The organism is Polaromonas sp. DSP2-3-2b2 (assembly GCF_049895905.1).
Lineage (GTDB): Bacteria > Pseudomonadota > Gammaproteobacteria > Burkholderiales > Burkholderiaceae_C > Polaromonas.
Window position 1 is genome coordinate 95,588 of sequence record NZ_JAFCTH010000006.1, and the last position, 26,551, is coordinate 122,138.

32 protein-coding genes, 1 other RNA gene and 1 riboswitch are annotated in these 26,551 nt (G+C 61.4%); of the genes, 25 read left to right on the top strand and 8 right to left on the bottom strand.

What is annotated here, in order from left to right; genetic code table 11:
* Positions 1-298 precede the first annotated feature (298 nt).
* Together ACP7AD_RS07445 and ACP7AD_RS07450 are read left to right on the top strand one after the other, a co-directional pair.
* Entirely contained in the window at positions 299-2,053 is a 1,755-nt protein-coding gene (locus tag ACP7AD_RS07445) for an MFS transporter (RefSeq protein WP_426147907.1), read from the top strand.
* 185 nt (positions 2,054-2,238) lie between these two features.
* Positions 2,239-2,616 carry a hypothetical protein gene (locus tag ACP7AD_RS07450; RefSeq protein ID WP_426147897.1) on the top strand — a complete coding sequence of 126 codons (378 nt, stop codon included), beginning with the start codon at positions 2,239-2,241 and terminating at the stop codon, positions 2,614-2,616.
* 367 nt (positions 2,617-2,983) lie between these two features.
* Here the strand turns inward: ACP7AD_RS07450 and ACP7AD_RS07455 are convergent, their stop codons facing one another.
* Complete coding sequence (locus tag ACP7AD_RS07455; protein ID WP_426147898.1) at positions 2,984-3,256, bottom strand: hypothetical protein; 273 nt, start codon at positions 3,254-3,256, stop codon at positions 2,984-2,986.
* Between the two features lie 335 nt (positions 3,257-3,591).
* Between ACP7AD_RS07455 and ACP7AD_RS07460 the strand changes: the two genes are divergently transcribed.
* Positions 3,592-3,918, top strand: coding sequence for a hypothetical protein (locus ACP7AD_RS07460; RefSeq protein WP_426147899.1), 327 nt, complete (start codon positions 3,592-3,594; stop codon positions 3,916-3,918).
* 16 nt (positions 3,919-3,934) lie between these two features.
* Here ACP7AD_RS07460 and recG read toward each other — a convergent pair whose 3' ends face one another.
* Positions 3,935-6,043 carry an ATP-dependent DNA helicase RecG gene (recG, locus tag ACP7AD_RS07465; protein ID WP_426147900.1) on the bottom strand — a complete coding sequence of 703 codons (2,109 nt, stop codon included), beginning with the start codon at positions 6,041-6,043 and terminating at the stop codon, positions 3,935-3,937.
* A 68-nt stretch (positions 6,044-6,111) separates the two neighbouring features.
* Positions 6,112-6,534 (bottom strand): hypothetical protein, encoded by a 423-nt coding sequence (locus ACP7AD_RS07470; RefSeq protein ID WP_426147901.1) that lies wholly within the window; start codon positions 6,532-6,534, stop codon positions 6,112-6,114.
* Between the two features lie 159 nt (positions 6,535-6,693).
* Between ACP7AD_RS07470 and ACP7AD_RS07475 the strand changes: the two genes are divergently transcribed.
* The 3 genes from ACP7AD_RS07475 to ACP7AD_RS07485 are packed head-to-tail and all read left to right on the top strand — an operon-like array spanning position 6,694 to position 8,542.
* Positions 6,694-7,443, top strand: coding sequence for an IS5 family transposase (locus ACP7AD_RS07475; RefSeq protein ID WP_426166060.1), 750 nt, complete (start codon positions 6,694-6,696; stop codon positions 7,441-7,443).
* A gap of 58 nt (positions 7,444-7,501) precedes the next feature.
* Positions 7,502-8,356, top strand: a complete 855-nt coding sequence (gene ygiD / locus ACP7AD_RS07480) for a 4,5-DOPA dioxygenase extradiol (protein WP_426148163.1) — start codon at positions 7,502-7,504, stop codon at positions 8,354-8,356.
* A 30-nt stretch (positions 8,357-8,386) separates the two neighbouring features.
* The gene (locus ACP7AD_RS07485; RefSeq protein WP_426148164.1) at positions 8,387-8,542 is read left to right on the top strand and encodes a hypothetical protein; all 156 of its coding nucleotides are present in this window, start codon (positions 8,387-8,389) and stop codon (positions 8,540-8,542) included.
* A 21-nt stretch (positions 8,543-8,563) separates the two neighbouring features.
* Here ACP7AD_RS07485 and ACP7AD_RS07490 read toward each other — a convergent pair whose 3' ends face one another.
* A complete protein-coding gene (locus tag ACP7AD_RS07490) occupies positions 8,564-8,947 on the bottom strand; it encodes an SWIB/MDM2 domain-containing protein (protein WP_426148165.1) in 384 nt (127 codons plus the stop codon).
* A gap of 65 nt (positions 8,948-9,012) precedes the next feature.
* On the opposite strand from ACP7AD_RS07490, the gene ACP7AD_RS07495 reads away from it, so the two are divergent.
* On the top strand, positions 9,013-9,189 hold the full coding sequence (locus ACP7AD_RS07495) for a hypothetical protein (RefSeq protein ID WP_426148166.1): 177 nt from the start codon (positions 9,013-9,015) through the stop codon (positions 9,187-9,189).
* Positions 9,186-9,698, top strand: coding sequence for a ribonuclease E activity regulator RraA (gene rraA, locus ACP7AD_RS07500; protein WP_426148167.1), 513 nt, complete (start codon positions 9,186-9,188; stop codon positions 9,696-9,698). The genes ACP7AD_RS07495 and rraA overlap by 4 nt, the downstream gene beginning before the upstream one ends.
* Positions 9,699-9,716: 18 nt before the next feature.
* On the opposite strand, the gene ACP7AD_RS07505 is transcribed toward rraA, so the two are convergent.
* From ACP7AD_RS07505 to ACP7AD_RS07520, 4 genes are all read right to left on the bottom strand, one after another.
* Complete coding sequence (locus ACP7AD_RS07505) at positions 9,717-10,532, bottom strand: sulfite exporter TauE/SafE family protein (protein WP_426148168.1); 816 nt, start codon at positions 10,530-10,532, stop codon at positions 9,717-9,719.
* Between the two features lie 79 nt (positions 10,533-10,611).
* Positions 10,612-10,791: non-coding RNA, 6S RNA (ssrS, locus tag ACP7AD_RS07510), on the bottom strand.
* Positions 10,792-10,842: 51 nt separating this feature from the next.
* Positions 10,843-11,196: a cell division protein ZapA gene (locus tag ACP7AD_RS07515; protein WP_426148169.1), complete on the bottom strand. Its 354-nt coding sequence runs from the start codon at positions 11,194-11,196 to the stop codon at positions 10,843-10,845.
* Positions 11,193-11,441 carry a DUF904 domain-containing protein gene (locus ACP7AD_RS07520; protein WP_426148170.1) on the bottom strand — a complete coding sequence of 83 codons (249 nt, stop codon included), beginning with the start codon at positions 11,439-11,441 and terminating at the stop codon, positions 11,193-11,195. The genes ACP7AD_RS07515 and ACP7AD_RS07520 overlap by 4 nt, the downstream gene beginning before the upstream one ends.
* A gap of 37 nt (positions 11,442-11,478) precedes the next feature.
* Positions 11,479-11,765, top strand: a riboswitch (cobalamin riboswitch).
* 87 nt (positions 11,766-11,852) lie between these two features.
* On the opposite strand from ACP7AD_RS07520, the gene ACP7AD_RS07525 reads away from it, so the two are divergent.
* The 17 genes from ACP7AD_RS07525 to ACP7AD_RS07605 all read left to right on the top strand — a co-directional run bounded on the left by ACP7AD_RS07525 (position 11,853) and on the right by ACP7AD_RS07605 (position 26,535).
* Positions 11,853-13,790 (top strand): TonB-dependent receptor, encoded by a 1,938-nt coding sequence (locus ACP7AD_RS07525; protein ID WP_426148171.1) that lies wholly within the window; start codon positions 11,853-11,855, stop codon positions 13,788-13,790.
* Positions 13,791-13,828: 38 nt separating this feature from the next.
* Positions 13,829-14,680, top strand: a complete 852-nt coding sequence (locus ACP7AD_RS07530; RefSeq protein ID WP_426148172.1) for a cobalamin-binding protein — start codon at positions 13,829-13,831, stop codon at positions 14,678-14,680.
* Positions 14,673-15,263: a bifunctional adenosylcobinamide kinase/adenosylcobinamide-phosphate guanylyltransferase gene (gene cobU / locus ACP7AD_RS07535; RefSeq protein ID WP_426148173.1), complete on the top strand. Its 591-nt coding sequence runs from the start codon at positions 14,673-14,675 to the stop codon at positions 15,261-15,263. The genes ACP7AD_RS07530 and cobU overlap by 8 nt, the downstream gene beginning before the upstream one ends.
* Positions 15,260-16,132 carry an ABC transporter substrate-binding protein gene (locus tag ACP7AD_RS07540; protein ID WP_426148174.1) on the top strand — a complete coding sequence of 291 codons (873 nt, stop codon included), beginning with the start codon at positions 15,260-15,262 and terminating at the stop codon, positions 16,130-16,132. The genes cobU and ACP7AD_RS07540 overlap by 4 nt, the downstream gene beginning before the upstream one ends.
* Positions 16,129-17,148 carry a FecCD family ABC transporter permease gene (locus tag ACP7AD_RS07545; RefSeq protein WP_426148175.1) on the top strand — a complete coding sequence of 340 codons (1,020 nt, stop codon included), beginning with the start codon at positions 16,129-16,131 and terminating at the stop codon, positions 17,146-17,148. The genes ACP7AD_RS07540 and ACP7AD_RS07545 overlap by 4 nt, the downstream gene beginning before the upstream one ends.
* 23 nt (positions 17,149-17,171) lie before the next feature.
* Positions 17,172-17,939: an ABC transporter ATP-binding protein gene (locus ACP7AD_RS07550; RefSeq protein ID WP_426148231.1), complete on the top strand. Its 768-nt coding sequence runs from the start codon at positions 17,172-17,174 to the stop codon at positions 17,937-17,939.
* 23 nt (positions 17,940-17,962) lie between these two features.
* Positions 17,963-18,544: a cob(I)yrinic acid a,c-diamide adenosyltransferase gene (gene cobO, locus ACP7AD_RS07555; protein WP_426148176.1), complete on the top strand. Its 582-nt coding sequence runs from the start codon at positions 17,963-17,965 to the stop codon at positions 18,542-18,544.
* A complete protein-coding gene (bluB, locus tag ACP7AD_RS07560; RefSeq protein WP_426166063.1) occupies positions 18,534-19,238 on the top strand; it encodes a 5,6-dimethylbenzimidazole synthase in 705 nt (234 codons plus the stop codon). The genes cobO and bluB overlap by 11 nt, the downstream gene beginning before the upstream one ends.
* A gap of 6 nt (positions 19,239-19,244) precedes the next feature.
* Entirely contained in the window at positions 19,245-20,228 is a 984-nt protein-coding gene (cbiB, locus tag ACP7AD_RS07565; RefSeq protein WP_426148178.1) for an adenosylcobinamide-phosphate synthase CbiB, read from the top strand.
* Entirely contained in the window at positions 20,228-21,298 is a 1,071-nt protein-coding gene (locus tag ACP7AD_RS07570; protein ID WP_426148179.1) for an aminotransferase class I/II-fold pyridoxal phosphate-dependent enzyme, read from the top strand. Before cbiB ends, ACP7AD_RS07570 begins: the two co-directional genes overlap by 1 nt.
* Before the next feature lie 43 nt (positions 21,299-21,341).
* Positions 21,342-21,647, top strand: a complete 306-nt coding sequence (locus tag ACP7AD_RS07575) for a type II toxin-antitoxin system RelE/ParE family toxin (RefSeq protein ID WP_426148180.1) — start codon at positions 21,342-21,344, stop codon at positions 21,645-21,647.
* Positions 21,640-21,933, top strand: a complete 294-nt coding sequence (locus ACP7AD_RS07580; RefSeq protein WP_426148181.1) for an addiction module antidote protein — start codon at positions 21,640-21,642, stop codon at positions 21,931-21,933. Before ACP7AD_RS07575 ends, ACP7AD_RS07580 begins: the two co-directional genes overlap by 8 nt.
* A 65-nt stretch (positions 21,934-21,998) precedes the next feature.
* A complete protein-coding gene (locus ACP7AD_RS07585) occupies positions 21,999-22,268 on the top strand; it encodes a DUF1778 domain-containing protein (RefSeq protein ID WP_426148182.1) in 270 nt (89 codons plus the stop codon).
* Positions 22,269-22,871, top strand: coding sequence for a GNAT family N-acetyltransferase (locus ACP7AD_RS07590; protein ID WP_426148183.1), 603 nt, complete (start codon positions 22,269-22,271; stop codon positions 22,869-22,871). It abuts the gene before it with no gap.
* 227 nt (positions 22,872-23,098) lie between these two features.
* Positions 23,099-24,544, top strand: coding sequence for a cobyric acid synthase (locus ACP7AD_RS07595; protein WP_426148184.1), 1,446 nt, complete (start codon positions 23,099-23,101; stop codon positions 24,542-24,544).
* Positions 24,545-24,772: 228 nt separating this feature from the next.
* Complete coding sequence (locus ACP7AD_RS07600) at positions 24,773-26,275, top strand: DUF4331 domain-containing protein (protein ID WP_426148185.1); 1,503 nt, start codon at positions 24,773-24,775, stop codon at positions 26,273-26,275.
* A gap of 11 nt (positions 26,276-26,286) precedes the next feature.
* Positions 26,287-26,535: a hypothetical protein gene (locus ACP7AD_RS07605; protein WP_426148186.1), complete on the top strand. Its 249-nt coding sequence runs from the start codon at positions 26,287-26,289 to the stop codon at positions 26,533-26,535.
* Positions 26,536-26,551: the final 16 nt, after the last annotated feature.

Consider the following 26,551-nt stretch of genomic DNA (forward strand, 5'->3'; position numbering starts at 1 on the left):
CTACACAGTCGCGCCAACAGAGCCAAAAGGCAACCACGGGTGGTGTGTGTTGCACTGGATCGACGTGCCGGCATCCAAGGCAGTCGAGGTTCGGGTTTGGGCAAAAAAGGGGCAGAGCAGCAAGTAGTGGGAAGCCTGTGACACCACATCGCCTCCGGGCCGTGCGCCCGGAGCAAGAGAAGCAATTCAGAGGCTAACTTCTGAAAATAACCGTCCGGCCAAATTGCCAGACACACATGGAGCAAGAAAAATGGCAATAGCCAACACGATGACGAATGTGCGGGAGCGATCCCGTCCAATGACCCGCGAAGAGAAGAAGGTGATCATGGCCTCCTCGGCGGGTACCATTTTCGAATGGTACGACTTCTACCTTTACGGTGCACTGGCCGCGATCATCGGGGCGCAGTTTTTCACAGCCTTCCCTGAAAACACACGGAACGTGTTTGCGCTTCTTGCCTTTGCCGCAGGCTTCATCGTGCGTCCGTTCGGCGCGCTGGTATTCGGGATGCTGGGCGACATGATCGGCCGTAAGTACACCTTCCTGATGACCATCGTCATCATGGGCGTATCGACCTTCTTGGTTGGCGTGCTGCCGAACTACGAGAGCATCGGTGTGGCCGCTCCCATCATCCTGATCGCCTTGCGGATGGCGCAAGGTTTGGCTCTGGGTGGCGAATATGGCGGTGCGGCGATCTATGTGGCCGAACACGCACCGGCCAATCAGCGCGGCTATTTCACCGCCTTCATCCAGACCACGGCGACGCTGGGCCTGCTGCTGTCGCTGATCGTGATCCTGTCGGTGCAAGGCTACGTCAACGGCGCCTATCCGGATGTCGCCCTGATGAAGGATGGCGTTGCGGTACTGTCGGCTGACGGCAGCCCGACCATGGTCAAGGCGTTCAACGCCTGGGGCTGGCGTGTCCCGTTCATCGGCTCGATCTTCCTGCTGATGATATCGCTCTATATCCGCCTGCAGATGAATGAGAGCCCCGCCTTCAAGAAGATGAAGGAAGAGGGTCGCACCTCCAAAGCACCGTTGAGTGAAGCGTTCGGCAACTGGAAAAATGGCAAGATTGCGGTCATTGCTCTGTTTGGCCTGGTCGCCGGTCAGGCCGTGGTCTGGTATACCGGTCAGTTCTACGCATTGTTTTTCATGCAAAACGTGATCAAGATCGACAGCTTCACCGCCAACGTCATGGTGGCTTGGTCGCTGATCCTGGGTACCGGGGGTTTCCTGTTCTTTGGATCGTTGTCTGACCGCATCGGCCGCAAGCCGATCATCCTGGCGGGCTGCCTGCTGGCCGCCGCCACCTTCCTGCCCGTGTTCGGCTTTTTGACCAAGACGGCCAATCCAGCCATTTATGCTGCACACCAGACCCCGGTCTCGGTGAAGGTAGCGGCACAAGACTGCTCGTTCCAGTTCAACCCAACCGGAACGGTTAAGTTCACGTCGTCTTGCGACATCGCCAAGGCGCAGCTCGCGCGGACTTCGGTCAATTACGAAACTGTTGAAGGAGCCGCACCGGGCACCTTGGCCATGGTAAAGGTTGGAGAAACAGAGATCCAGTCGTATGACGCAGGCAAACTGACCGGCGACGATCTGAAAAAGGCGAAGACAACCTTTGACGGCAGTTTGAACGCCGCGCTGAAGAAGGCGGGTTACCCACTGGTGCCAGCCGACAACACGACCATCGCGAAGGCGCAGAACTTTGTCGACATTTTCACGACACAGAAGATAACAATCATTCTTATCTTGACCTACCTGGTCCTGCTGGTGACGATGGTCTACGGCCCGATCGCGGCGATGTTGGTCGAAATGTTCCCGACCCGCATCCGTTACTCCGGCCTGTCGTTGCCTTATCACATCGGTAACGGCTGGTTTGGCGGCCTGATGCCAGCGACCGCTTTTGCGATCTCTGCCCAGACCGGCAACATCTACTCGGGCTTGTGGTACGCGATCGTGATTGCGGTCATGACGGTGGTGATCGGCACGCTGTTCGTGCCGGGTGGCACCCACAAGAAGGATATCTTCGCCGGCGACAGCGGTAAGTAAATCCAACTGCCGGACCGGGGCTTTCGGGTCCCTGGTCCGGCCTTTTTTGCGATACGGCCATCAGCCCCAAGGGGCCAGACTGGTCTGTTTCCTGCAAAACCGGCGCAGCGCACTGCACCGGTTTTGCAGGGAGCAGGAAAGGGCAAGCGAGATGCCCGCGTCCGCAACTCAACAGATCCACATCATTGAAACGTATCAATTTCGGCTTTCGTCATGGCCAGAATTGCATGGGGGAAGAAGTTGTTCATATTCCGATACAAGCCATCTCCAATGCCGTAGCTGCCGAGCAGCTGCGCTACGTGCAGGCGGAAATATTTTCATTGCGATTTGCGTTGAGCTTGGAGCAGACCGCTGAAGTAACCGGACTGTCCATCGGTTGGGCCAGCAAGCAGCTCGCCAATTCCTTCACCGAAAGGCCGCACGCGATAGCACCATACCAGCGCGTGGGGGCGGCGCAGACAAAACTTCACACTGGAAGAAGAGGCTGCTGCATTCAAGCCGTGTCTGGAGCAATTCCGCGAGGGAGGCAACATTGTGGTCGGTCAACTCAAGCATCACCTTGATGATACGCTGTGACGGTCGTCTGTTTACACGCTGCTGCAGCGCCATGATTAGCGGAAGTTGGCCCCGGACAAGTGCCATCCAAAAAGTGATACTGTGGCTCAGGAAAAGTGGAAAAAAAGCCTCTCGGAACGCTCCACGGCCTCTACAAAGAATCGAGAGGCGAACCCATCCGGCTGATGTTTCCAGACAAGGCACGCTTCGGGCGCGTTAACGATGTGAGCCGCTGCTGGGCGCCAAAGCCTTGTCGCCCCTTGTGTCTGGCCATGCTTACCCTGGGGTACACCCATGCCCATGCATCATGCCAGCTAGCCACTCACCTGCATGCACGCACGATGGATGCCTCGACCCAGGATCAGCCAGTGGATGTCAGCGGCGTAGCCGTGCGACCAGCGCCGCAATGGGAAGGACCAGTCCCAATATGATCAGGTTCGAGATCAGCCCAGCAAGAATGGCATTGCTGAGGCTTGCCGCGCCGCTTGGCATGGTGGTGGGCAGGATCACGGCTACGAACACCACACCCAAGGCTAAAGGCAGGGCGCGCCCGGTCACAGCGGATGTTCTGATCATCGTGACCACAAGGGCGATGATAAGACCGATGCGAAACAGGTCGGTCAGTTGCGAAAGTACAAGGTCGATCACGGCAGGGTCTCCTTTGCCTCATGTACCAAAGATTGAAGTGAAGATAGTTTAGGCGTTTTCCCGCTTCTTGGACACGAGCAACGAGGTGGGCATCTACGTAGGTATGAGAATTATGTTTTTGTTCGCCGTGTTCGACGGCATGAAAGGCATCACATACACCCAGATCGCTCAGTACTTCGTGCTGACTGTGGCTTACACCGTGCCGGCCGTGTTTCCAACATGCAGAGGCTGCGATAAATGAAATCCTCGTCCTTCTCACCAACGCGTACGACGAGGCTGTTCGCATTCTCATCAATGAACTCGGCTACTCTCAACGTCGCAAAACAACTGATGTCATGTTTGCGAGATTCGTTGACCTTCGACGTGAGCCTGATTTCTCTGCCAAGTCTGACTTCCACAAGCTGGTGGAGCTAAAAAAACTGGGCAAACGCCGAAACAATCTTGTTCACTCGAAATATGCATCTTGGACTAACGTCCATGGAGCCGCAGGTCTCATTCGCCAGAACTCCAAGCTGCGCGCCAGCAAAGGCAGTCGTGAAGAAGATGAAGAAGAGCTTTTACCTGAAGGTCTTAACGCAGATATCGAGTGTCTTTTCACTACCCTCCGGGCGATTGAACCATTTCTCCTCAAGATAATTGATTGGCTTTATCCTGTTGAGTAGGCCTACACCTCCCGCCTCAAGCCTTCAAAAACTCCGCCTTCCCCCCCAGCCAGCGCAGCACATGCCGCTCCGCCAGATCGGGATACTGGTCCAGCATCAGCGGCGCCACCTCGCGCGCCCAGGCCAGCAAACCCGCATCGGTCTGCAGATCGGCAAAGCGCAGCAGCGCCGCGCCTGACTGACGCGCGCCCAGGAACTCGCCCGGCCCGCGAATCTCCAGGTCGCGGCGGGCAATCTCAAAACCGTCATTGGTCTCGGCCATCGCTTTCAGCCGCGCCCGCGCCACCTCGCCCAACCGGGGCGCGTCGCCGGTCGAATACAGCAGCACGCAGGCCGACGCCGCCGCGCCGCGCCCAACCCGGCCGCGCAGCTGGTGCAGCTGGCTCAGGCCAAAGCGCTCGGCATGCTCGATCACCATCAGCGACGCATTCGGCACATCGACGCCAACCTCGATCACTGTGGTGCTGACCAGCACCGCCATCACGCCGTCGGTGAACAGGCTCATCACGGCTTTTTTCTCGGCCGGCGGCATGCGTGAATGCAGCAGGCCGACCATCACGTCGGGCAGCGCCTCGCTCAGCGCCGCATGCGTCTGCGTGGCGTTGACCAGGTCGATGGACTCGCTTTCCTCGATTAGCGGGCAGACCCAGTAGATCTGCCGGCCTTCGGCAATCTGCGCCTGGATGCGGGCGATGACCTCGTCGCGCCGGGCGTCGTTGACGACCTTGGTGACGATGGGCGTGCGGCCGGGCGGCAGTTCGTCGAGCGTGGACACGTCGAGGTCGGCGTAGTAGCTCATCGCCAGCGTGCGCGGAATCGGCGTGGCGGTCATCATCAACAGGTGCGGCTCCTGCCCGTCCCCGGTCATCTTGCTGCGCAGGGCGAGGCGCTGGGCGACGCCGAAACGGTGCTGCTCGTCGATGATGGCCAGCGCCAGGTTCTTGAAAATCACCTTGTCCTGGATCACCGCATGGGTGCCGATGACCAGGCCCGCCTCGCCGCTTTCGATCAGCGCCAGCATCTCGCGCCGCTCTTTCGTTTTCTGGCTGCCGCTAAGGCGGGCCGTCTTGATGCCCAGAGGTTCGAGCCAGCTGATGAGTTTGCTGAAATGCTGCTCGGCCAGGATTTCGGTCGGCGCCATCAGCGCGCACTGCCAGCCAGCGTCGATGCAGCGGGCCGCCGCGAGCGCCGCCACCACGGTTTTTCCGGCGCCCACGTCGCCTTGCAGCAGGCGGTGCATGGGAATGCTCTTTTTCAGGTCGGCCTCGATCTCCAGGCCAACCCGCTGCTGTGCGGCCGTCAGGCGAAACGGCAGGCGCTCCAGCAGTTGCTCCTGCAGCGTGCAATGCGTGCCGCGCATCGCCGGGCCGTTCAAGGCCGGCGCGCGCATGGCCGCGCGCACGCGCCGGGCCTGAAGCTGAGAGATTTGCTGGGCCAGCAACTCCTCGACCTTGAGCCGCTGCCAGGCCGGGTGGCTGCGGTCTTCCAGCGTTTGCAGCGCCACATCGGGCGTCGGATGATGCAAAAACTGTAGCGCCTCACGTAGGCTGAACAAGCGCAAAGGCAGGTTTTTGCTTAAAAATTCCGGGGAAATCGTCTCCCGCAGGTCGGCGCGCCCTAATCCGCTGAGCACCGCCTTGCGCAAATACACCTGCGGCAGGCCGGCCGAGGTCGGGTACACCGGCGTCAGCGCGCCCGGCAGTTCGCCGCCCGCCAGCTTGAAGTGCGGATGCATCATCTCGCGGCCCAGAAAGCCGCCGCGCAGTTCGCCGCGCACACGAACCCTGGCGCCGACGCTGAGTGTTTTCTGGTGCGACGGGTAAAAATTGAGGAAGCGCAGCAGGCAGGTGTCGCTGCCGTCATCGACCGTGACCAGCAACTGGCGCCGTGAGCGGATCAGCACTTCGCTGTGCATGACCTCGCCCTCGATCTGCACCACCTCGCCGTCGCGGGCGTCGGCCAGGCGCACGATGCGGGTTTCGTCCTCATAGCGCAGCGGCAGGTGCAGCGCCAGGTCAATGTCGCGGCGCAGGCCGAGCTTTTCCATGGCTTTTTGCGCCGGGGATTTTTTGGGAGTGGCTGAGGGGACAGAAGGAGCGGCAGCCGGGCTGGATGACAGATTCATGTCGTGATTTTGCGACATTCTGGGGTGATTTTGCGGGCTGTCTTAAACAACAAGCTGACCCATGGCCGTTATTGCTGGTGCTTGATCGAAGCGGCCAGCGCCAAGGCCGTGACGACATCGCGCACTGTCTTGCGACTTTCCTGGGGCAGCGTCATGTAGCGCGCCAGCATCTCACGATCCTGCATGGTCAGCACCGACATATCAGTTCCTGAATCCTGCGTCTTGAAGGTTGGCGCCAAGGTGCCATAGCGCAACTCGTCCGGGCTCACATGCAACCAGTCGGCCAACACCCGTAATTTGTCTTGCGTGGGAATGGACTTGGCAAGAAGCCAGTTGCGGGCCGTGTTGGGCGTGATGCTTTTGCCCCAATAACGCAGGTTGAATTCATTGGCTAAGCCTGAAGGCGAAGGCCGCATGCCAATGCCTTTCAGCGCTAGACGCAGCCGCTCGGCAAACGCTTGGGTTTCAATGAACTGTGATGCTTTGGACATGCCCCAAAAAGTAGGGGGATTGCCCTAACAGAAACTAGGCCGTGTTCGGAAAGTTTGATGTGCTGAAGTTGTGCGACCTGAAGGAAAAGCTTCAGATGAACGCTGGCATGCTCCTTGAGCGCTAAAGCAGTGATTTAATCCCCTGTTTTGGCCAGCAGAATGACTGAAGAACGCCACACCTTCACTGATGCGCAATGGCAGCGTATCGAGCCGTCAATGCCGCCTTGCAAAGGCCGTCCCGGCGGGGCGTACAGGACGTTTTTCGACGCCCTGCTGTGGATAACCCGCACGGGCGCGCCCTGGCGTGACTTGCCCGAGCGGCTGGGCTCATGGAACGTGGTGTACCAGCGCTATGCGTATTGGTGCAAAAAAGGGTACTTCGAGCGCCTTTTTCAGGGCGTGCAGCAGCCCGACATGGAGGAAGTGATGGTGGATTCAACCTGCTGCCGGGCACACCAATCCTCGGCAGGGGCGAGGAAAACCAACGGCCCGCAGGCCATCGGCATAACGCGCGGCGGGCGCAACACCAAAATCCACGCCGTGTGCGACGCGCTGGGCAACCCGCTGCGCTTTGTGCTGACCGCAGGCCAGCGTCACGACTCCAAACCCGTTCCCGAACTGCTGGGTGGGCTGCAGGCCAAGGCGCTTTTGGCTGACAAAGCATACGACTCGGACAAACATGTCCAGGCTGCACAAAGTCAATGCATGGAGGTCATCATCGCCTGCCGGGTCAACCGCAAAAAGAACCCGCGCGTCTTGGACGAGCACCGCTACAAAGCTCGCCACCTGGTGGAAAACCTTTTCCAGCGCATGAAGGTTTTTCGCCGCGTGGCCATCCGCTATGACAAGCTCGACGTCACGTTTCTGGGCTTCGTGCACATCGCCGGCACCATGAAATGGCTCCATTGACTTTTCGAACACGGCCTAGGCAAAATTTTTCCCACTCCACCATTACTACAGGACAAACATGCTGAACACGCTTGATGCCAACGCCCTTGACCGCCTGCCATCGTTGAAAAAATCCGACAGGATGCCGGTGATGTTCATAGGTCATGGCAGTCCTATGAATGCCATTGGCGACAACGAATACCGGAGAAGCTGGCAGGCCCTGGGCACCCGATTCGGCACAGAACTGCCCCGGCCGCAGCTGGTCCTGTGCATTTCGGCCCATTGGCTGACGCAAGGCTGGTGGCTAACCGCCATGGCGCAACCCAAGACCATTCATGACTTCGGCGGATTTCCGCAGGAACTGTTTGACCAGCAATATCCCGCGCCCGGCGATCCGCACGCGGCGAGCGCGATCAGCCTGCTGGTCAGGCAGCGTGCGTCGGCGCCTCTGGGGCTGGATACCGGTGAATGGGGGCTGGACCACGGCGCCTGGTCGGTGCTGGGGCCGATGTTTCCCGACGCCGAAATTCCGGTGATCCAGCTCAGCATGGACTATGACCGCGCGCCTGAAGACCATTACGCCTTGGCCAAACAGCTCAAGGCCCTGCGCGACCGGGGCGTGCTGATCTTGGCCAGCGGCAACATCGTGCACAACCTGGCTCAGATGCAGCGCGGTGCCGGCGGCAACCAGGCTTATGACTGGGCGCTGGAGTTCGACCAGACGATAGGCGGACAGGTTCAGCAGGGCAATCTCGATGCCTTGCAAAATTTCCAGAAGCTCGGTTCGCTGGCGAAGATTGCCCACCCGACCCATGAGCATTATTTGCCCTTGCTGTATGCCGCCGGCGCGGTGGATGCGCGCGAGCCGATGCGGTTTTTCAACACCAGCTTTCAGGGCGGCTCCATCTCGATGCGTTCGATGGTCTGGGGTTAAATAATTTTGCTATTGAAATAGTAGCTAGCTATGCAACAGTTGATCCTTTTTACCGCATCATTTCTCCTCATCTACCCTATTCGTCAGAGTGGCGCTGTCGCGCTGGCGGCGATCCATGAGCAATGGCGCGCATGGATATCAACTGGAAAGCGGGCACAAAAAAAGCCGCTGAATCGCGGCTTTTAAGAGAAATCGGTGCGAAACCGTTTATTGGACGTGCTTGCCGATCAGGCCAGCCATTTCGAACATGGATACTTGCGGTTTGCCGAAAACAGCCAGCAGTTTTTTGTCCGCATTGATCATGCGCTTGTTCGCCTGGTCCTGCAGGTTGTGGGCCTTGATGTAGACCCACAGCTTGCTGACAATTTCAGTGCGCGGCAAAGGCTTGTCGCCGACCACGGCAGACAATTCCGGGCTCAGGGTCAGCGCTTTCATGAAGGCTGGATTCGGTGTGCGCTTCTTGGCTGGCGCGGCATCTTTCTTTGCCGCCGGCTTGGCCGTTGCAGTCGTTTTGGCAGGCGCCGCTTTTTTTGCAGCGACAGTTTTTTCTGGTGCCGCTTTTTTTGCTGGCGCTTTTGTTGCAGTTGCCATAATTGATTCCTTCTTGACAGTTGACGGATCGCCACAGGAAGAACGACTTCGCTATGGCTTAGCGCATGCTACTGGAGAAAATCCTGTTTGAACGCGGGAAAACACTTTATTTCCGGCCTCATGTCGAAGATTTACCTCCGAAAATCAAAAAATCAATGCCAGGGTGTCGATCTGCAGCGAATGCGGTGGCGCAGATGCCCGGCAAATACTTCAACATCTGCCTGAAAGTGAACCTGCAATGACCCGTGCTCCTTCCCCTGCATTCGCGACCTGCGATCTTTGCGATGTCCATAAAAACGACTTTTCGGGTCAATTCCGGGTCATACCGCCCGTGTTCAGAGACTTCGGCGGCATCGCCAGGTTCAGCGGGCCGGTGTCAACGGTCAAATGCTTTGAAGACAATTCACTGGTCAAGGCTGCAGTGGACTCGCTCGGCGAAGGCAGGGTGCTGGTGGTCGATGGCGGCGCATCGCTGCGCCGCGCGCTGGTCGGTGGAAATTTGGGCGCTGCGGCCGCCAGAAATGGCTGGGCCGGCGTTGTGGTGGACGGCTGCGTGCGCGATGTCAGCGAACTTGCACAGTGCAGCACCGGTATACGCGCGCTGGCCGCCATGCCGCTGCCCACTGAAAAAAAGCAGGAAGGGCAACGCGATGTTGCGGTTCAGGTTCAGGGAGTATGGGTCTATCCGGGCGACTGGCTGTACGCGGATGAAGACGGCATCGTCGTGATGGCGTCTCCGCTTAAGGCATGAAGGGCGCAACCGGCAAGCTTAGCTGCTCAGCCCTTTGTAGAGCATGTAAGCTGCCAGCACATACAGAATGCTGGCGAATACCCGCTTGAGCTTGCCAACCGGAATATTGTGCGCCGTCCTGGCGCCCAGCGGTGCGGTCAGGAAACTGCAGGTGGCAACCACGGCCAGCGCCGGCAGCCAGATATAGCCAAGGGAGCCTTCCGGCAAATTCTGCACGGTTTGCCCGCTGATGGCGTAGCCCAGCACATTGGCCACGGCAATTGGAAAACCCAGCGCCGCGGAGGTGGCGACGGCGTTGTGGATGGGAATATTGCACCAGGTCATGAACGGCACGCTGATGAATCCGCCGCCTGCTCCTACCAGTCCGGACAGGAAGCCGATGAATCCGCCTGCCGCCAACTGGCCGCCGGTGCCGGGCATCTGGCGCGTGGGCTTGGGTTTTTTGTCCAGAAACATCTGGGTGGCGGAAAAGCTCACGAACAGGCCAAAGAAAATCGCCAGGTAGGACCCCTTGAGCAGGGCAAACACGCCCAGGCTGCCGATGATGCTGCCCACCACAATGCCCGGTGCCAAGCGCGTGACGATGTCCCACCGCACGGCGCCGCGCTTGTGGTGCGCACGCACGCTGGACAGGGAGGTGAAGATGATGGTGGCCATGGACGTGGCGATGGCCATTTTCACTGACAGATCGGCGGAGACTCCGCGATTGGCCAGGATGATGGTGATGAACGGCACCATCAGCATGCCGCCGCCGATGCCCAGCAGGCCAGCGAGAAAGCCGGTGCCCACACCGAGCACGGCCAGTTCAACGATGAGCAGGGGTTCGAGCATCATGAGCGGCAGCGGCGGGGCATCAGGGCGGCCGCCGCGTTCGGGTTGGAACGGCGGTGCCCGAAGCGAAAGGAAGAAAAATAAGGTGTCTGCGAATGCCACCGGACCGTCATCCTGAACCGGGGTTCAGGTGGGCGAGGGCAGTCAGGCTTCGGGTTCGTCTGACGCGAGACGATCACACCTGTCTGACAATTTACCAAGCCCGAGCTCGTGGAGCATTGGTTCAAGGAAATATAAAGCCCGGCGCGCACCGCAGACCAATCAATTGTAGGCCCATACGACGGATCGGTTTCCCGGCGAAAGTCCAAAAGGGTCAAGCCGTGAAATTCTGGCTGGCCAGCGCGGCGTCGAGTTTTTGAAGCAACAACTGCAGCTGTGCCCTGGACGCTTCTCTGGCGCCATCGGCGGCATCGGCCTTCGGGTCCGGCGTCTGCAGGGCAGGTTCTGGCGGTGCTGGCGGTGCTGACGCAGGCTCAAGCAACTGGTAGGCCAGATTCAGCGCCGCCAGGACGGCAATCCGGTCGCGGGCCTTTACCTTGCCAGCATCGCGGATCTTGCACATGGCCGAGTCCACCGTTTCAACCGCTTCGAGCAGACGGGTTTCGCTGTTTTCCGGGCAGCCCAGCATGTAGTTCTGACCCATGATCTGTACTTCTAGCTGTTTCATCGCGCAGGGTCCACAAAGGGGTTGACAACGGAGTCGGTGGTTTCGGGCAGGCGCTCGATCAGTGCATCCACGCGGGCGCGAGCAGCGCTGAGCCGGGACCTGAGCGAATCCCGCTCATGCGCCAGGGCAGTGACCTGTTCGCCCAGCTGAGCGTTGATGCGCTGCAATTCCTCGTAACGCAGCAAAAGCTGCTCTACGCGTTCGGTAATTTGGTCGATGGGATCGATGGGGTGTTGGTTCAGCATGGCACTTTAGATTGTAGGGGGCAGGCGTATTTTGCCGCGTAGAATCCCCGCTGTTGGTGCTCGCCGCATGGTTCACATGCTGCAGTTCAACGGGAAGCAGGGGGAAGTCAACGCCATTCGCGCCGAATCAAACCGGCCCGCAAGCGCGAAGGCCTCTAACCTGCGCTGCCCCCGCAACGGTAAACGGACGAATGCAGCGCCCTGAGCAAGTCAGGGCCGCATTCAGTTTTCATCATGAGTCACTGAGCGTTTTGAACACGCGCTTGGGAAGGCGATGAAAGCAGTTCCGTCAGCCCGGATACCGGCCAACGAAGTGAATGCGCACGTCTTTTTTTAAAGAACCGGCGCGTTCGTAACGCTCATGCACTGGCGGGGAAGCCGGTGAGAGCTTTTTTGTTGATAGTTTGAATCATGAAAATTTGTATTTCCAACGTGCGCCTGGCTGCGCTGCCACTGGCTTTGGCTGCTGCATTCCCGTCTTTTTCACAAACGCAAACAGCGCCGCAACTCAGGGAAACCGTCGTCACGGCCAGCCGCGTAGAGCAGGACTTGCAGTCCGCGCCGTTTTCGGCAGTTGTGTTGACCCGTGCGCAAATCCTGGCCTCTGGCGCAAGCGATGCCAATGACGCCATTCGTCGCCTGGTCGGGATTCCATCGCGTACCGACCTGCGGGGCGGTCGCAACTATTCCCTCGACCTGCTGGGTTTTGGGGCAACGGCCAACCAGAATGTGGTGGTCATCGTCGATGGCGTGCGCATCTCTGAAAATGAACTGGTCAATTCACGCTTGAGTGCGATTTCGCCCGAGATGATCGAATCGATTGAAATCATCCGTGGCGGCGCTAGTGTGCAGTGGGGCGAGGGCGCCAGCGCCGGGCTAATCAATGTCGTGCTCAAGCGCGGCGCCAAAACCGGGCTGTCGGGTTCTGCCAGTGTTCAGGCTGAAAGCTTTTCCGGCCGCGATTTGCGCGCCCAGCTTCAGGGTGGCAACGGCAGCACCGGCTTCGACATCAACGTGCGCCACCGCGAGACCGACGGCTACCGCGAGAACAGCGAAAACAAGCAAGATACAGCTTCGATTGGCGTCAATGGTCGTGCCGGCGATTTCGGTTTTCGCGCACGCGTGAGCACGGAAGAAGAGAAAAGCCGTTTCCCCGGCGGTCTGACCTTTGCCCAGTTCGCGACCAACCCGAGGCAGAGCGTCACGCCCGATGATTTTGGCGACTACGCCGAAACACGCGTCAGCGCTGGTTTTGACTACAAGCTCGATGCCTGGACCCTAGCCCTTGACCTCGGGCAGCGAAATCGCCAGAGCACGGGCTTTTTTGTCGGCAGCAGCTACAACGCGAAAACCAAGAGTGACTCCAGCCAGGTGTCGCCAAAAGCCACTTATGCCGGCCGCTTGGGCTCCAGCGCGCTGACGGCGGTGGTGGGCATGGACTTCAACCACTGGAATTACAACACCGTTGATAATTTTGGCCAAAATGAAAATGCCAGCCAGAAAAACCGCGCGGCCTATCTGATGGGCGATGTGCTGCTGGCGTCAAGCACGCGCCTGAGCGCTGGCGTGCGCCACGAAAAAGTCAACAAGACCGCCACGGATGCCGTGAATTTCGTCAACTACGACCGGCCCGACAGCCTCAAGGCCTGGGATGTAGGGGTCAACCAGGCGCTTTCTGGAGAATTCAATCTCTATGCCCGCGCGGCCCAGGCTTACCGCTTGCCCAATGTGGATGAAAACCGCTTCCTGTTCGCAGCCCTGCAGCCGCAGATCACGCGCGACATTGAAATGGGCCTGAAGTGGCAGTCTGCCGCCACAAGCAGTGCGGGCATGCGCGTATTCCGCCAGAAGGCAAGGAATGAGATTGCCTATGACCCCACGGTCTTTAGCAACATCAACCTCGACCCGACGCGCCGAACCGGCATTGAGGTGAACGGCCAGATGGCATTGGCGAACAACCTTACGCTGAATGGCTCGCTGCAAACCGTGGACGCAAAGTTTTCCGAAGGCCCGAACGCGGGCAAGAAAATCCCGCTGGTGTCAAAGAACTCGGCCGCGCTGCGGCTGGACTGGCAAGTCGATGCGCGCCAGCGAGTAGGCGTGGGCGCGCAGTATCTGGGCAAGGCGCGCTTTGGCAATGACAATGCCAACGCCTGCACCCGCATGATTCCTGCCAGCACGCTGCTGGACGCGCGCTACAGCTGGAAGCTGGACCGTGTTGAGGTGTCTCTGGCAGCCGACAACCTGACGGATCGCAAAAGCTACAGCCAAGCCTTCAATTGCGTCACCGGCGGCATCTATCCAGATCCGGGGCGCATCATCCGCGCTTCTGTCAAATACGCTTTTTGACAGGAAACTGAGGACCAGTCCGTATTTGAAGGAAGACCATGACTGAACACACCAGCAACTGGCGCGCATTGGCTGCCAGCCATGACAGCAGCGACTACGGCCCGCAGCGCATCGTCTGCCTGACCGAAGAACCCACCGAATGGCTGTACCTGCTGGGCCAGGAGCGGCGCATCGTCGGCATTTCGGGCTACACCGTGCGCCCGCCGCGTGCGCGCGAGGAAAAGCCCAAGGTCAGCGCCTACCTGAGCGCCAAGATCGACAAGATCGTCGAGTTGCGTCCGGATTGCGTGATCGGCTTTTCCGACCTGCAGGCCGACATCGCGGCGCAGCTGATTCGCCATGGCATCCAGGTCACCATCTTCAACCAGCGCAGCGTGGCCGAGATTTTCTCGATGATGTACCAGTTGGCCGCCATGGTCGGGCAGGCCGGGCGCGGTTTGGCGCTGATCCACGGCATGCAGCAGCGGCTGCTGGAAATCGAGCAGGCAGCAGCCAGCCTCAAGCGCCGGCCACGCGTGTTCTTCGAGGAATGGCACGACCCGCACATCAGCTGCATTGCCTGGGTGTCCGAGCTGGTCGGCATTGCCGGCGGCGACGACTGCTTTCCCGAACTGGCGAAAGAGCCCATGGGCAAGGGCCGCATCATTGCCGACGGACTGGACATCGTACGGCGCGCGCCCGACATCATTTTCGGTTCCTGGTGTGGCAAGAAGTTCAGGCCCGAACTGGTCGCCGCGCGGCCGGGCTGGGAAGATGTGCCGGCTGTCAAAAACCATCAGCTGTTCGAGATCAAGTCGTCAGAAATTTTGCAGCCTGGCCCGGCCGCGCTGACCGATGGCATCGAGAAGCTGCACAAGTTCATCATGGACTGGGGCCGCCAGCATGGTTGAAGCACTGGCGATTGCCCGCAGCGAGCTGATCCTGGGCGGCCAGAAAAGCGGCAAGTCGCGCCGTGCCGAGATGCTGGCCCGCAGCTGGCTGGCCCAGTCGCCCGCGCACAGCGCCGTGCTGATCGCCACCGCCCAGCCCTTGGACGAGGAAATGCGCGAACGCATCGCACGCCATCAGGCCGACCGCGCCGAGCGCGTGCCGGGCATGCGAACGGTGGAGGAGCCCGTGCGGCTGGCCGAAACGCTGACTGGTTGCAGCCAGCCGCACACGCTGGTCGTGGTGGACTGCCTGACCTTGTGGCTGACCAATCTGCTGATGCCGGCCGATGAATTCAAGGAAAAACAGGCTGTAGCGCATGACCAACGTGCGCAAGCAGCTATGCTTTTAAGAGCGATTGAAGCAGCCCCCGGCCCGCTCGTGCTGGTCGGCAACGAAATCGGCCTGGGCGTGATTCCGCTCGGGCGCGAGACGCGGGCGTTTGTCGACGCGCTCGGGCGGCTCAACCAGGATGTGGCGCAGGCATGCGAACGCGTCACCCTGATGGCGGCCGGGCTGCCGCTGCTACTCAAAGGCCAGGCATGAAGGCATTCGCTGCTTTACTGATCGCCTGCGTCACGGCGGTGCTGCCCGCCCACGCCCTACAAATCACCGACGACCGGGGCGTCGCCGTGACCTTCGCGCAAAGCCCGCAGCGCATCGTCAGTGTGCTGCCGTCGCTGACCGAGGGCGTGTGCGCGCTGGAGCAGTGCCATCGCATCGTCGGCGTGGACCGCTATTCCAACCACCCGGCCAGCATCAAGGCGCTGCCGGTGGTCGGCGGCGGGCTGGACCCGAACATCGAGGCCATCGTCACGCTCAAACCCGACGTGGTGCTGCTGGCCGTGTCCTCGCGCGCCAGCGAGCGCCTGGAGTCGCTGGGCATCAAGGTGCTGGCGCTCGAACCCAAGAACCATGCCGACGTGCGCCGCGTGCTGAAAAAACTCGGTGCGCTGCTCGATATTCCCGATGCCGTGGGCGCGGACCGGCTCTGGCGCGTGATTGACGCCAGCGTCGAGGCCGCCGCGCAGTCGCTGCCGCCCAAGGCGAAAAACGCGCGGGTGTACTTCGAAGTCAGCCGCGGGCCGTATGCCGCCGGCGAGTCGTCCTTCATTGGCGAAACCCTGGCGCGGTTGGGTGTGAAGAACATCATCCCTGCGTCGTTGGGGCCGTTTCCGCGCATCAACCCGGAGTTCGTGGTGCTCGCCAACCCGGACCTGATCATGGTCGGCAACCGCAGCATGGAGCCGATGGCGTCCTACCCCGGCTGGTCAAGCATCAAGGCCGTGAAGGAGCAGCGCATCTGCGTGTACAGCGCCGAGGAGTCCGACGTGGTGGTGCGCCCCGGCCCGCGCATGGCCGAGGCGGCGCGCATCATGGCCCGATGCATCGCGCGCAAGGCCGGGGCCGGATGAGTCCGTCTTTCACGCTGCAGCACCGCAAAGCCTTCTGGCTGGCGCTGGGACTGCTGGCGGCGTCCGTGGGCTTGCTGGGGCTGGGCGTCAGCGTTGGCAGCACCGGTTTTGACAGTGTGCTGAACCTGCGGCAAGACCCGCAGGCGCTGCTGATCGTCTCCGAAATCCGCCTGCCGCGCACGCTGGGCGCCTGGCTGGCCGGCGCGCTGCTGGGGCTGGCCGGCGCGGTGGCGCAAGGGCTGTTTCGCAACCCGCTGGCCGACCCGTACTTGCTGGGCAGCGCCTCGGGCGCGTCGCTGGGCGTGGCGCTGGCGATGGCGCTGTTTGGCATTTCGCCGCTGGCGACGCACTGGCTGGCGCGCATCGGGCTGACCGGCGCGGCTTTTGTCGGCGCGGTGCTGGCGGTGCTCTTGACGCTGTTGCTGGCCAAGGGCGTGCAGCACACGCTGCGGCTGCTGCTGGCCGGCGTGGTCGTCGGCGTGGTGCTGGGGGCGATCACTTCCCTGGTGCTGCTGCTTCAGCCAGAGATCATGCAGGCCATGCAGTCCTTCATGCTGGGCAGCACCGGCTTTGTCGGCTGGACCGCCTGCGCCATCATGGCGGCCGTCTTCGTGGTGATGATGCTGGCGGCGTGGATGATGGGCCATGCGCTCGACGGCCTGGCGCTGGGCGAAGCCACCGCGCACAGCCTGGGCCTGCCGCTGGTGCAGATGCGCGCGGCGCTGGTGGCGGTGCTGGCGCTGGCCACCGGAACGGCGGTGGCGCAAACGGGGCTGATCGCCTTTGTCGGCCTGGCCGCGCCGCACCTGGTGCGTTCGGTCGTCAAGACCACGCACGGCCGGCTGATCGGCCTGGCCAGCCTGATGGGCGCGGTGCTGCTCACGGCCGCCGACATCCTGGCCCGGGGGCTGGTGGCGCCGCAGGAACTGCCCGTCGGCGTGCTCACCGCCGTGCTGGGCGGCACTTATTTACTGTGGCTGATGCACCGGCAGACAGGGAAAGGCAACGGACTATGACCTTGAATCCTCCTCGGTTTGCTATGCAGTTCATAGCTATAGATGCCCGCCAGATAAGCGTAAAGCTCGGAAATAATGAAGTTTTGCACGATATTTCGCTGGCGCTGCCGCGCGCCCGCTGGACCAGCGTCGTCGGCCCCAACGGCGCGGGCAAATCAACGCTGCTCAAGGTGCTGGCCGGGCTGCTGCCGCACAGCGGCGAGGTCGCCTTGCTCGGCCAGCCAATGGCCAAAATGCGCGGGCGCGACCGGGCGCGGCAATTGTCGTGGCTGGGCCAGAACGAAAGCTCGGCCGACGACCTGACCGCCTACGACGTGGCCATGCTCGGCCGCCTGCCTCACCAGCCCTGGCTGGCGCCGCCGAGCAGCGCCGATCATGCCGCCGTCGAGCGTGCCTTGCGCGCCACCCAGGCCTGGGACTGGCGCGGCCGGCCGCTGGGCCAGCTCTCGGGCGGCGAACGCCAGCGCGTGCTGCTGGCGCGCGCGCTGGCGGTCGAGGCCGAGGTGCTGCTGATGGACGAGCCGCTGGCCAACCTCGATCCGCCGCACCAGACCGACTGGCTGCTGATGGTTCGCCATTTGGTCGCCAGCGGCAAGACCGTGGTCAGCGTGCTGCATGAAATCTCGTTCGCGCTGCAGGCCGACGAACTGGTGGTGATGGACCAGGGCAGGGTGACGCACCAGGGCGCTTGCGTTGACGCCGCCACGCACCGCGCGCTTGAAGGCGTGTTCGAGCACCGCATTGCCGTGCATCACCTGGCCGGGCAGTGGCTGGCCGTGCCCCGGATTTGAAAACCGACCTATGAGAGATCACCATGCAGATGGAAACGCCGCCCGCCGCCAAGCCCTACGACAAGCCCGAGGGTGAACGCCGCGGCCTGCTGATCGTCAACACCGGCGACGGCAAGGGCAAAAGCACCGCCGCCTTCGGCCTGGCCCTGCGCGCCCACGGCCGCCACCATGTGCATGGCAAAGCCGTCAAGATTTTTCAGTTCATGAAAGTGCCCAGCGCCCGCTTTGGCGAGCACCGCATGTTCGAGCAGCTGGGTATTCCGATTGAAGGGCTGGGCGACGGCTTTAGCTGGAAAAGCCAGGATATTGAACACTCCGCCCAGCTCGCCCGCGACGGCTGGGAAAAGGCCAAGGCCGCCATTCTGAGCGGCGAGAACTTCATGGTCGTGCTCGACGAGCTGACCTACCCGCTGATCTACGGCTGGATGCCGCTCGATGACGTGCTGCACACGCTCAATAGCCGGCCGAAGGATGTGCATGTCGTCATCACCGGCCGGCGCTGCCCGCCCGAGCTCGTCAACCTGGCCGACACCGTGACCGAGATGACCAAAATCAAGCACGCCTTCAACGCGGGCATTCCGGCCCAGCGCGGCATTGAAGACTGACGCCGTGCGCCAGATTCCGCCAGACCATGCCTTCAGCCCGCCCGAGCGCCAGGCGGTGTACCGGGCCATTCACGAGCGGCGGGACATGCGCCACTTCAGCGGCGGCACGGTCGCCGACGACCTGCTGCAGCGCCTGCTGTCGGCCGCGCATCATGCGCCCAGCGTCGGCTTCATGCAGCCGTGGCGCTTTATCCGTATCCGCAGCCGGCCGCTGCGTGAAGGCGTGCATGCGCTGGTCGAGCAGGAGCGGGTGCTGACCGCGCAAGCCTTGGGCGAGCGCGAGGACGAGTTCATGAAGCTAAAAGTGCAGGGCGTGCTCGACGCCGCCGAGCTGCTCGTCGTGGCCCTGCCGCCGGGGCGCGAGGCGCATGTGTTTGGCCGCCGCACGCTGCCCGAGATGGATCTGGCGTCTGCCGCCTGTGCGATTCAAAACCTCTGGCTGGCCGCGCGCGCCGAAGGGCTGGGCATGGGCTGGGTGTCGATCTTTTGCCCGGTGAAGCTGGGCGCGTTGCTGAACCTGCCTGAGGGCAGCAAGCCGATTGCCATCCTGTGCCTGGGGCCTGTCCACGCTTTTTACGACCAGCCCATGCTGCAGGCCGAAAACTGGGCGCGCCGCGCCGCGCTGGCCGACATGGTGTTTGAAGACGGCTGGGGCCAGCCCGCTGCGGCGCCTGGTCCGGCTTCGGATTTCTGACGTGGGATGCCGCTGGCTTTGGCGCTCGTCATGCCCGTGGCGCTGCTGCTGGCGCTGTGGATCGACCGCTGCTGGGGCGAGCCGCCGCTGGCGGTGCATCCGGTGGTCTGGATCGGGCATTACCTCAAGGCCTGCGGAAATTTCACCGTGCGCTGCCCGCCTGCGCTGGCATTTCTGCTGGGCGCGCTGGCTTGGGTAGCCGGTGCGTTGCTGGTCGGGGCGCTGGCCTGGGCGCTGCAGGCCCTGGCCTTGTGGCAGCTGGCGCGGTTTATCGCGCAACCGCAGCCTGCTGGCGCACTGGCTGCCGCGGCGCTGGTCGCCGCCATGGCCTGGCTGCTCAAGGCCATGCTGTCCTGGCGCATGCTGACGGACGAAGTCGGCGCGGTCGAGGCGGCGCTACGCCAGTCGCTGCCGGCTGGGCGAGAGCGCCTGTCCTGGCTGGTCAGCCGTGACACGGCGAATCTGAGCGAAAGCCAGGTGCGCGAAAGCGCCATCGAAACGCTCGCCGAAAATCTTAATGACTCGGTGGTCGCGCCGATTTTCTGGTTCGTGCTGCTGGGCCTGCCGGGCGCGGCCATTTACCGCTTTGCCAACACTGCCGATGCGATGTGGGGCTACCGGGGAACCTACCGGGGCCAGCACTGGGAATGGGCCGGCAAATGGGCGGCCCGCGCCGACGATGCGCTGTCGTGGCTGCCCGCGCGGCTCACGGCCGGGCTGCTGATGGGCGTGACGGGGCAAGTCCAGTTCGGCGCATTGCGGCGTGAAGCGGCCCGCACGCCTTCGCCCAACAGCGGCTGGCCGATGGCGGCGATGGCCATGGCGCTCGGTGTCAGCCTGGGCAAGCCCGGTGTTTACACGCTGAACGCCACAGGGTGCGCGCCACGGGCCGGCGATGTGCCGCTGGCACAAAAATATGCATCAAAACTGGTGTTGGCGCTTGTCCTGTGTGTGCTGACAGCTATTATTTTAGTAGCATGGATGATGTGATGATGAACGCTTTCCAGCCGCAAGGCACGCGCATCCATGGCGGGCCTGACCGCCACGGCGCGGCGCTGCATGACTTTTCCACCAACAGCAACGCCTGCGCGCCATGCCCGGCGGCGCTGGCAGCCGTGCAGCAGGCTGACGCCAGCCAATATCCCGACGCCAGCTATACCGCCCTGCGCGGGCAGCTGGCCGATTTCCATGGCGTGGATGCGGCGCGCATCGTGCTGGCCGGCAGCGCCAGCGAGTTCATTTTCCGCATCACCGCGCTGGCGGCACAAACCGCGTCAACCGCGCCAACGGCCGGCGAGGGTGGCACGCTGTGGTTGCCGCCGCACAGCTACGGCGACTATGCGCAAGCCGCCCGCGCCCACCGGCTGATGCTGGACAGCGAGCCCGGCCAGGCGCAACTGCTCTGGGCCTGCGAGCCGTCCAGCCCGCTGGGCGCCGCCCAGGCGGGGCTGGGCGCCATGGCCGATGCCTGCGCGGCCAGCGCCATGCTCGTGCTTGACCGCGCGTATGAACCGTTGCGGCTCGGCGGCGCGCCCACGCTGACGCAAGCGCAGTTGCAAACCGTCTGGCAGCTCTGGACGCCCAACAAGGCGCTGGGCTTGACCGGCGTGCGCGCCGCCTACGCGATTGCGCCCGTGGGTGCGGACGAGGCCGTGTTTCAACTCGACCAGCTCAGCGCGTCCTGGCCGGTGGGCGCGCATGGCGTGGCGCTGCTGCGGGCCTGGACCGATGGCGGCGTGCTGGCCTGGCTGGCCGGCAGCCTGAACACGCTGCGCGACTGGAAAGCGCGGCAAATCGCCCTGTGTGAATCCATGGGCTGGACCTGCTTGCCGAGCGACACCAATTTCTTCTGCGCGCGTCCCAAATTGCCCGAAGCCCTGAGCCTGCCGCAAGCCCTTGAGCAACTGCGCAGCCACGGCATCAAGCTGCGCGACACCGCCTCGTTCGGCTTGCCCGGCCATGTGCGCGTCAGCGTGCAGCCGCCGCTGGCGCAGGATGCGCTGCACAATGCCTGGCATCAACTCTCAGGAAAGCCAGTGAGAGCCAGTTGTTCACACTAAAATCACTGACTACTTGTAGTTTTTAAATTACAATTTCGTTACGATGATTGAGATAAAACAAACGGAAACATTCCGCTCGTGGGAGACAAGACTCAAGGATCGCCGGGCGCGAACCCTCATTGCAACTCGGGTGATGCGCCTGGCCGAAGGGTTGCCTGGCGATGTTTCTTCGATTGGCGAGGGAGTCAGTGAGCTCAGGATTCATCACGGTCCCGGCTATCGGGTCTATTTCCAGATGCGCGGAAATACCCTCGTTATCTTGCTCTGTAGTGGCGACAAAGGCACCCAGGGACGCGACATTGCGATGGCAAAAAAACTGGCTCAAGAATGGAGTACGCAAAATGGCTGAGAAACTGACAACCTATGATCCTGCTGCTGCGCTGGTCAACGATGAAGAAATTGCATTCTTCATGGCCGACGCGCTGCAAACCGGCGATGCCGCCTATATCGCCAAGGCACTGGGAATCGTGGCCCGCGCTAAAGGCATGACTCAAATTGCAGCTCAGACAGGGCTTTCCCGCGAGCAGCTTTACCGCTCTTTCAGTGAGAACGGCAACCCCACGCTAAAAACGACTCTGGCAGTCATGAACGCCTTGGGCATCGAACTCACCGCCAAGGTTCCGGCGGGCGCATAAGTAGCCTGGATCATAAAATTGTGTGTCAAAACGACGTACAATTTTGGTGAATCATGAGTTTTTCCATGCCCTCTAAAACTTCCCGCACCGAATCCGCCCGCATCAACCTGCGCACCAGCCCCGAGGCCAAGGCACTCATTGAGCGTGCTGCGTCCATCATGGGCGCCACCGTGTCCAGCTTCATGCTGCAAAACGCGTATGAAGCGGCGCGGCGCATCGTGGCCGACAAAGACACCCTGATGCTTTCGCAAGAAGCTTTTGAAGACTTCGTGGCATCGTGTGAACACCCCGCAGAGCCCACGCAAGCCCTGATTGACTTGATGGCCTTGCGCTGAATGGCGGTTCCCATTGAATTGCTGGCAGCGCATCACCAGCGCCAGGGCTTTGACTGCGGCGAGCCGGCCCTGAACGAGTTTTTGCAGCGCCAGGCCGGCCAGTTGGGCCGCAAGGGTTTTGGCAAAACCTATGTGGCGCTGGACGCGGACGGCTTGGCCGTGGTCGGCTTTGTCACCTTGAGCGCCGGACAGGTCCAGACGCCGCGCCTGCCCGCCGGCCTCAAGCTGCCGCGCTACCCGGCGCCGATACTGCGCATGGGCCGCTTGGGCGTGAACCGCCGCGCGCAAGGGCAGGGAGTCGGGCGGCAACTGCTGTCTTTTGCCTTGCAGCTGGCGCTGGAATTTTCAAAAAGCGTTGGCCTGTATGCCGTGGTGGTGGACGCCAAGCACGACAAGGCCAGGGCTTATTACCAATCCATGGGCTTTACTTCAACGCTGGATGATCCGCTGTGCCTGTATCTGCCGGTCAGCGTGCTGGAAAAAGCAAAGCCCGAGCGGATGCCGCCCGCTGCTTCACGCCAGGACTTTGAGAAGTTCCTCAAACTGGTGCCTGACGCGCCAGCGCAGGCTGGGGACGAACTTTTACCAAATACAGACAAATAATGATTGGTCATCACGCACTTATTCATGCTTATCCAAGACCAACTTCCCGACTTGCTTCATGCCAAGTCACAGCCGCGCTGGTGCGCGCCGCCGAGCGTGCGCGGGTCATCGCCGAGCAAACGGATACGAAGCTGATCGTGAGTTCGCCATCAAACAACATCGACGTAAATATCCAGCCACTGGCTGGAGAAGTAACCCAGCCGAAACCACCCAGAGCCAAAGCCGTCATGGTTTTAGGCACCACCAGCAACGCCGGCAAAAGCTGGCTGACCACTGCGCTGTGCCGCCATTACGCCCGCCAGGGGCTGAAAGTTGCGCCCTACAAGGCGCAGAACATGAGCAACAACGCCAGAGTGGTCGCCGGCGGCGAGATCGGCAGCGCGCAGTATTTCCAGGCGCTGGCGGCCCGCGCGGTGCCCGATGTGCGCATGAACCCGCTGCTGCTCAAGCCTGAAAAAGACACGCAAAGCCAGGTCGTGCTGATGGGCCAGGTGAATGCCGAACTCTCGCGCATGGAGTGGCGCGGGCGCAGCCTGTCGGTCTGGCCAGTGGTGGCGCAGGCGCTGGACGAGCTGCTGGCGGAAAACGACGTGGTGGTGATTGAAGGCGCGGGGTCGCCCGCCGAGATCAACCTCAAGTCCTGCGATATCGTCAACATGCGCGTCGCCCTGCATGCCAATGCGGCCTGCCTGCTGGTGACCGACATCGACCGGGGCGGCGCGTTTGCCCATTTGTACGGCACCTGGGCCATGCTGGACGAGGCCGAGCAAAAGTTGATCAAGGGCTTCGTGCTCAACAAGTTCCGGGGCGACGCGAGCCTGCTGGCACCCGGGCCGCAGATGCTGCAGGACCTGACTGGCGTGCCGACGGTGGCCACGTTGCCGATGTGGTGGCAGCACGGACTGCCGGAAGAAGACGGCGTTTTTGACGACCGCAGCACGGCCGCCGGCAAGGTGACGAAGACCGTCGCCATCGTCGCCTACCCGCGCATCAGTAACCTGGACGAATTCCAGCCGCTGAAGAACGTTCCCGGCGTGCGCTTGAAATGGGTGCGCAGCCCGTCCGAACTGGCGGGATTGGGGCCGGCCGACTGGGTCATTCTGCCCGGCTCCAAAGCGACCAGCGCCGACCTGGCCTGGTTGCGCGCGCAGGGGCTGGACCAGGCGGTTGCCGCGCATGCCGGCCGGGGTGGCGCGGTGCTGGGCATTTGCGGCGGTCTGCAGATGCTGGGCGAAGCGCTGATCGACCCGCACGGCATCGACGGCAACGGCCCCGGCCTGGGGCTGCTGCCGGTGGTCACGCTGTTTGACGAAGCCAAGACCGTGCGGCACCGGCAGGCTGCGTTTGCCAGCGTGGGTGGGTTGTGGGCCGGTTTGTCAGGCGTTGAGGTGCAGGGCTACGAAATCCACCACGGCCAGACCGCGCCGCATTCGGCCATGGCGGCGGCTGGCGATTTGGCCAGTGCCGTGATGCCCGATGGCCTGGCCTGGCAGAACGCCGACGGCAATGTGCTGGGCTTGTATTTGCATGGGTTGTTTGAAGACCCGCGTGTGCTGCAGGCCCTGTTTGGCGCGGCCACGCCGACGCTGGAGTCGGTGTTTGACGGGCTTGCCGACTACATCGAGCAGCACTTCGAGCCCGGCATTCTTGCCATGTTGACAGCGCCGCACTGAGGTTTTGCCGTGGGCGCCATGGGGAATTCGGCGTTTCGTTGGGCCGAAAACCGGGCATTTCTTGCCGTGCCGCACCCGCATGGAATGTATGGAAAAAAAAGAGCCATGTTTTTCGTTGAAAAATGGCGCTCGCACCTATTCAATGTGTCGTGCTTAACCTACAAATCCGTCAACCGGTGATCAGCCATCATGAATGTGGTTTTTCAATCAATTCAACTGGAGACATTCATGCCTGAGTTTGCCAAAAAAAATGTTGTTTGCGCTGCGGCCATTGCCGGCGCGCTGGCGCTGATGTATGCAGTTCCAGTGAGTGCATCCAGCCACCGAGAAGCGCCTTTTATCGCTGGACAACAAAAGGTTGACGGCACCGATTTGTATATGTTTCGAAGCTACGAGGCAGGTCGGCAGGACTATGTGACGTTGATTGCCAATTACATTCCTTTTCAGGATCCGCAGGGCGGCCCCAACTTCAATCAGTTTGATTCACACGCTCTTTATGAAATTCATATCGACAACGTGGGCGATGCCAAAGAACACCTGACGTTCCAGTTCCGTTTCAAGAATGACACGAAAAAACAGACACTGAAAGTGGGTGGCAAAGACGTGCTGATTCCGCTGATCAACTCGGGTTCCCTTAGCGCCGTCAACGATGCCAAGCTTAATGTGCGTGAAACCTACACCGTGAACATGGTCAGGGGTGACCGCCGTGGCGGAGTCAGCACACGGCTGACCAATGCGGTGGGCGGAGCCACTGAATTTGACAAGCCTGTGGACAACATAGGCGACAAGACTTTTGGCAGCGCCAGCGGTTACGAAACCTATGCCAACCAGCATATCTACCGTGTGGCGATTCCCGGCTGCGGCGAAGGCAAGGTATTTGTCGGCCAGCGCAAGGAACCGTTCTATATCGCGGTGGGCAAGATTTTCGATTTGTTCAACCTGAACCCGCTCGGCCCTGAGGTCAATGGCAACAAGAATGATCTCGAAAATAAAAATGTCAGCTCGATTGCCATGGAAGTGCCAATTTCCTGCCTGACCGCAGGTGGCGAGCCCGTCATCGGTGCTTACACAACGGCCAGTGTGCGCCAGGCGCGCCTGATCAATCCGTCGCCCAAGGGTTTCAACCGGGCCAGCTTGGAAGGCGGTGCATGGAGCCAGGTATCGCGGGTAGGCATGCCGCTGGTCAACGAGGTGGTGATTGGAATGGATGACAAGGATCGCTTCAATGCGTCAAAACCGTCAGGCGATGCACAGTTTCTCAACTATGTGACCAATCCGACCCTGCCTGCCCTGGTGCAGACCTTGTTCCCTACGGCACCGGCGCCGACCAACTTTCCCCGTACCGATTTGGTGACGGTATTCCTGAAAGGGCTTGAAGGGCTGAACCAGCCCAAAAACGTCGTGCCTTCAGAGATGCTGCGCTTGAACACCACGACCGCGCCAAAAGCTGCAGGGGCGCAAAATACGCTTGGAGTTGCTGCGGGCGACACTGCCGGCTTTCCGAATGGACGCCGCCCTGGTGATGACGTGGTGGACTTGTCGCTGCGGGTGGCCATGGGGGCGCTTTGCACCTTGACCGGAGCTGCCGATACCTTGAAGGTAGGTTGCAAACCAGCCGACGCGCCGGCTGGCGGGGCCGCCCTGACAGACGGCGTTCGCAAAACCGCAGCCGATTTTAAAAGCACCTTTCCCTATTTCAATACGCCCATTCCAGGCAACTTCAACAACTAAGGGGGAGAAAAATGACGCACAAAATCTTGTTCAAGGGTTGTGCCTTGACATTGCTGACCATGGCGCTGGCTGCTTGCGGTAGCGGCGGAGACGATGTGGCAGGCGGCGGCGGAGGAGGCGCAGGAGGAGGGCAGGACGCTTTCTTTTCAGTAGTCAAGGCCTTGGTCGCTGCAAGCCCGGATACTGCTGAGCCCAGGGAAATTGACTCCATTACGGTGACTTCACCTGAAAACAGTGAACCGGTAAATCTCGATAGCTGAAGCAGCGTAAAGGAAT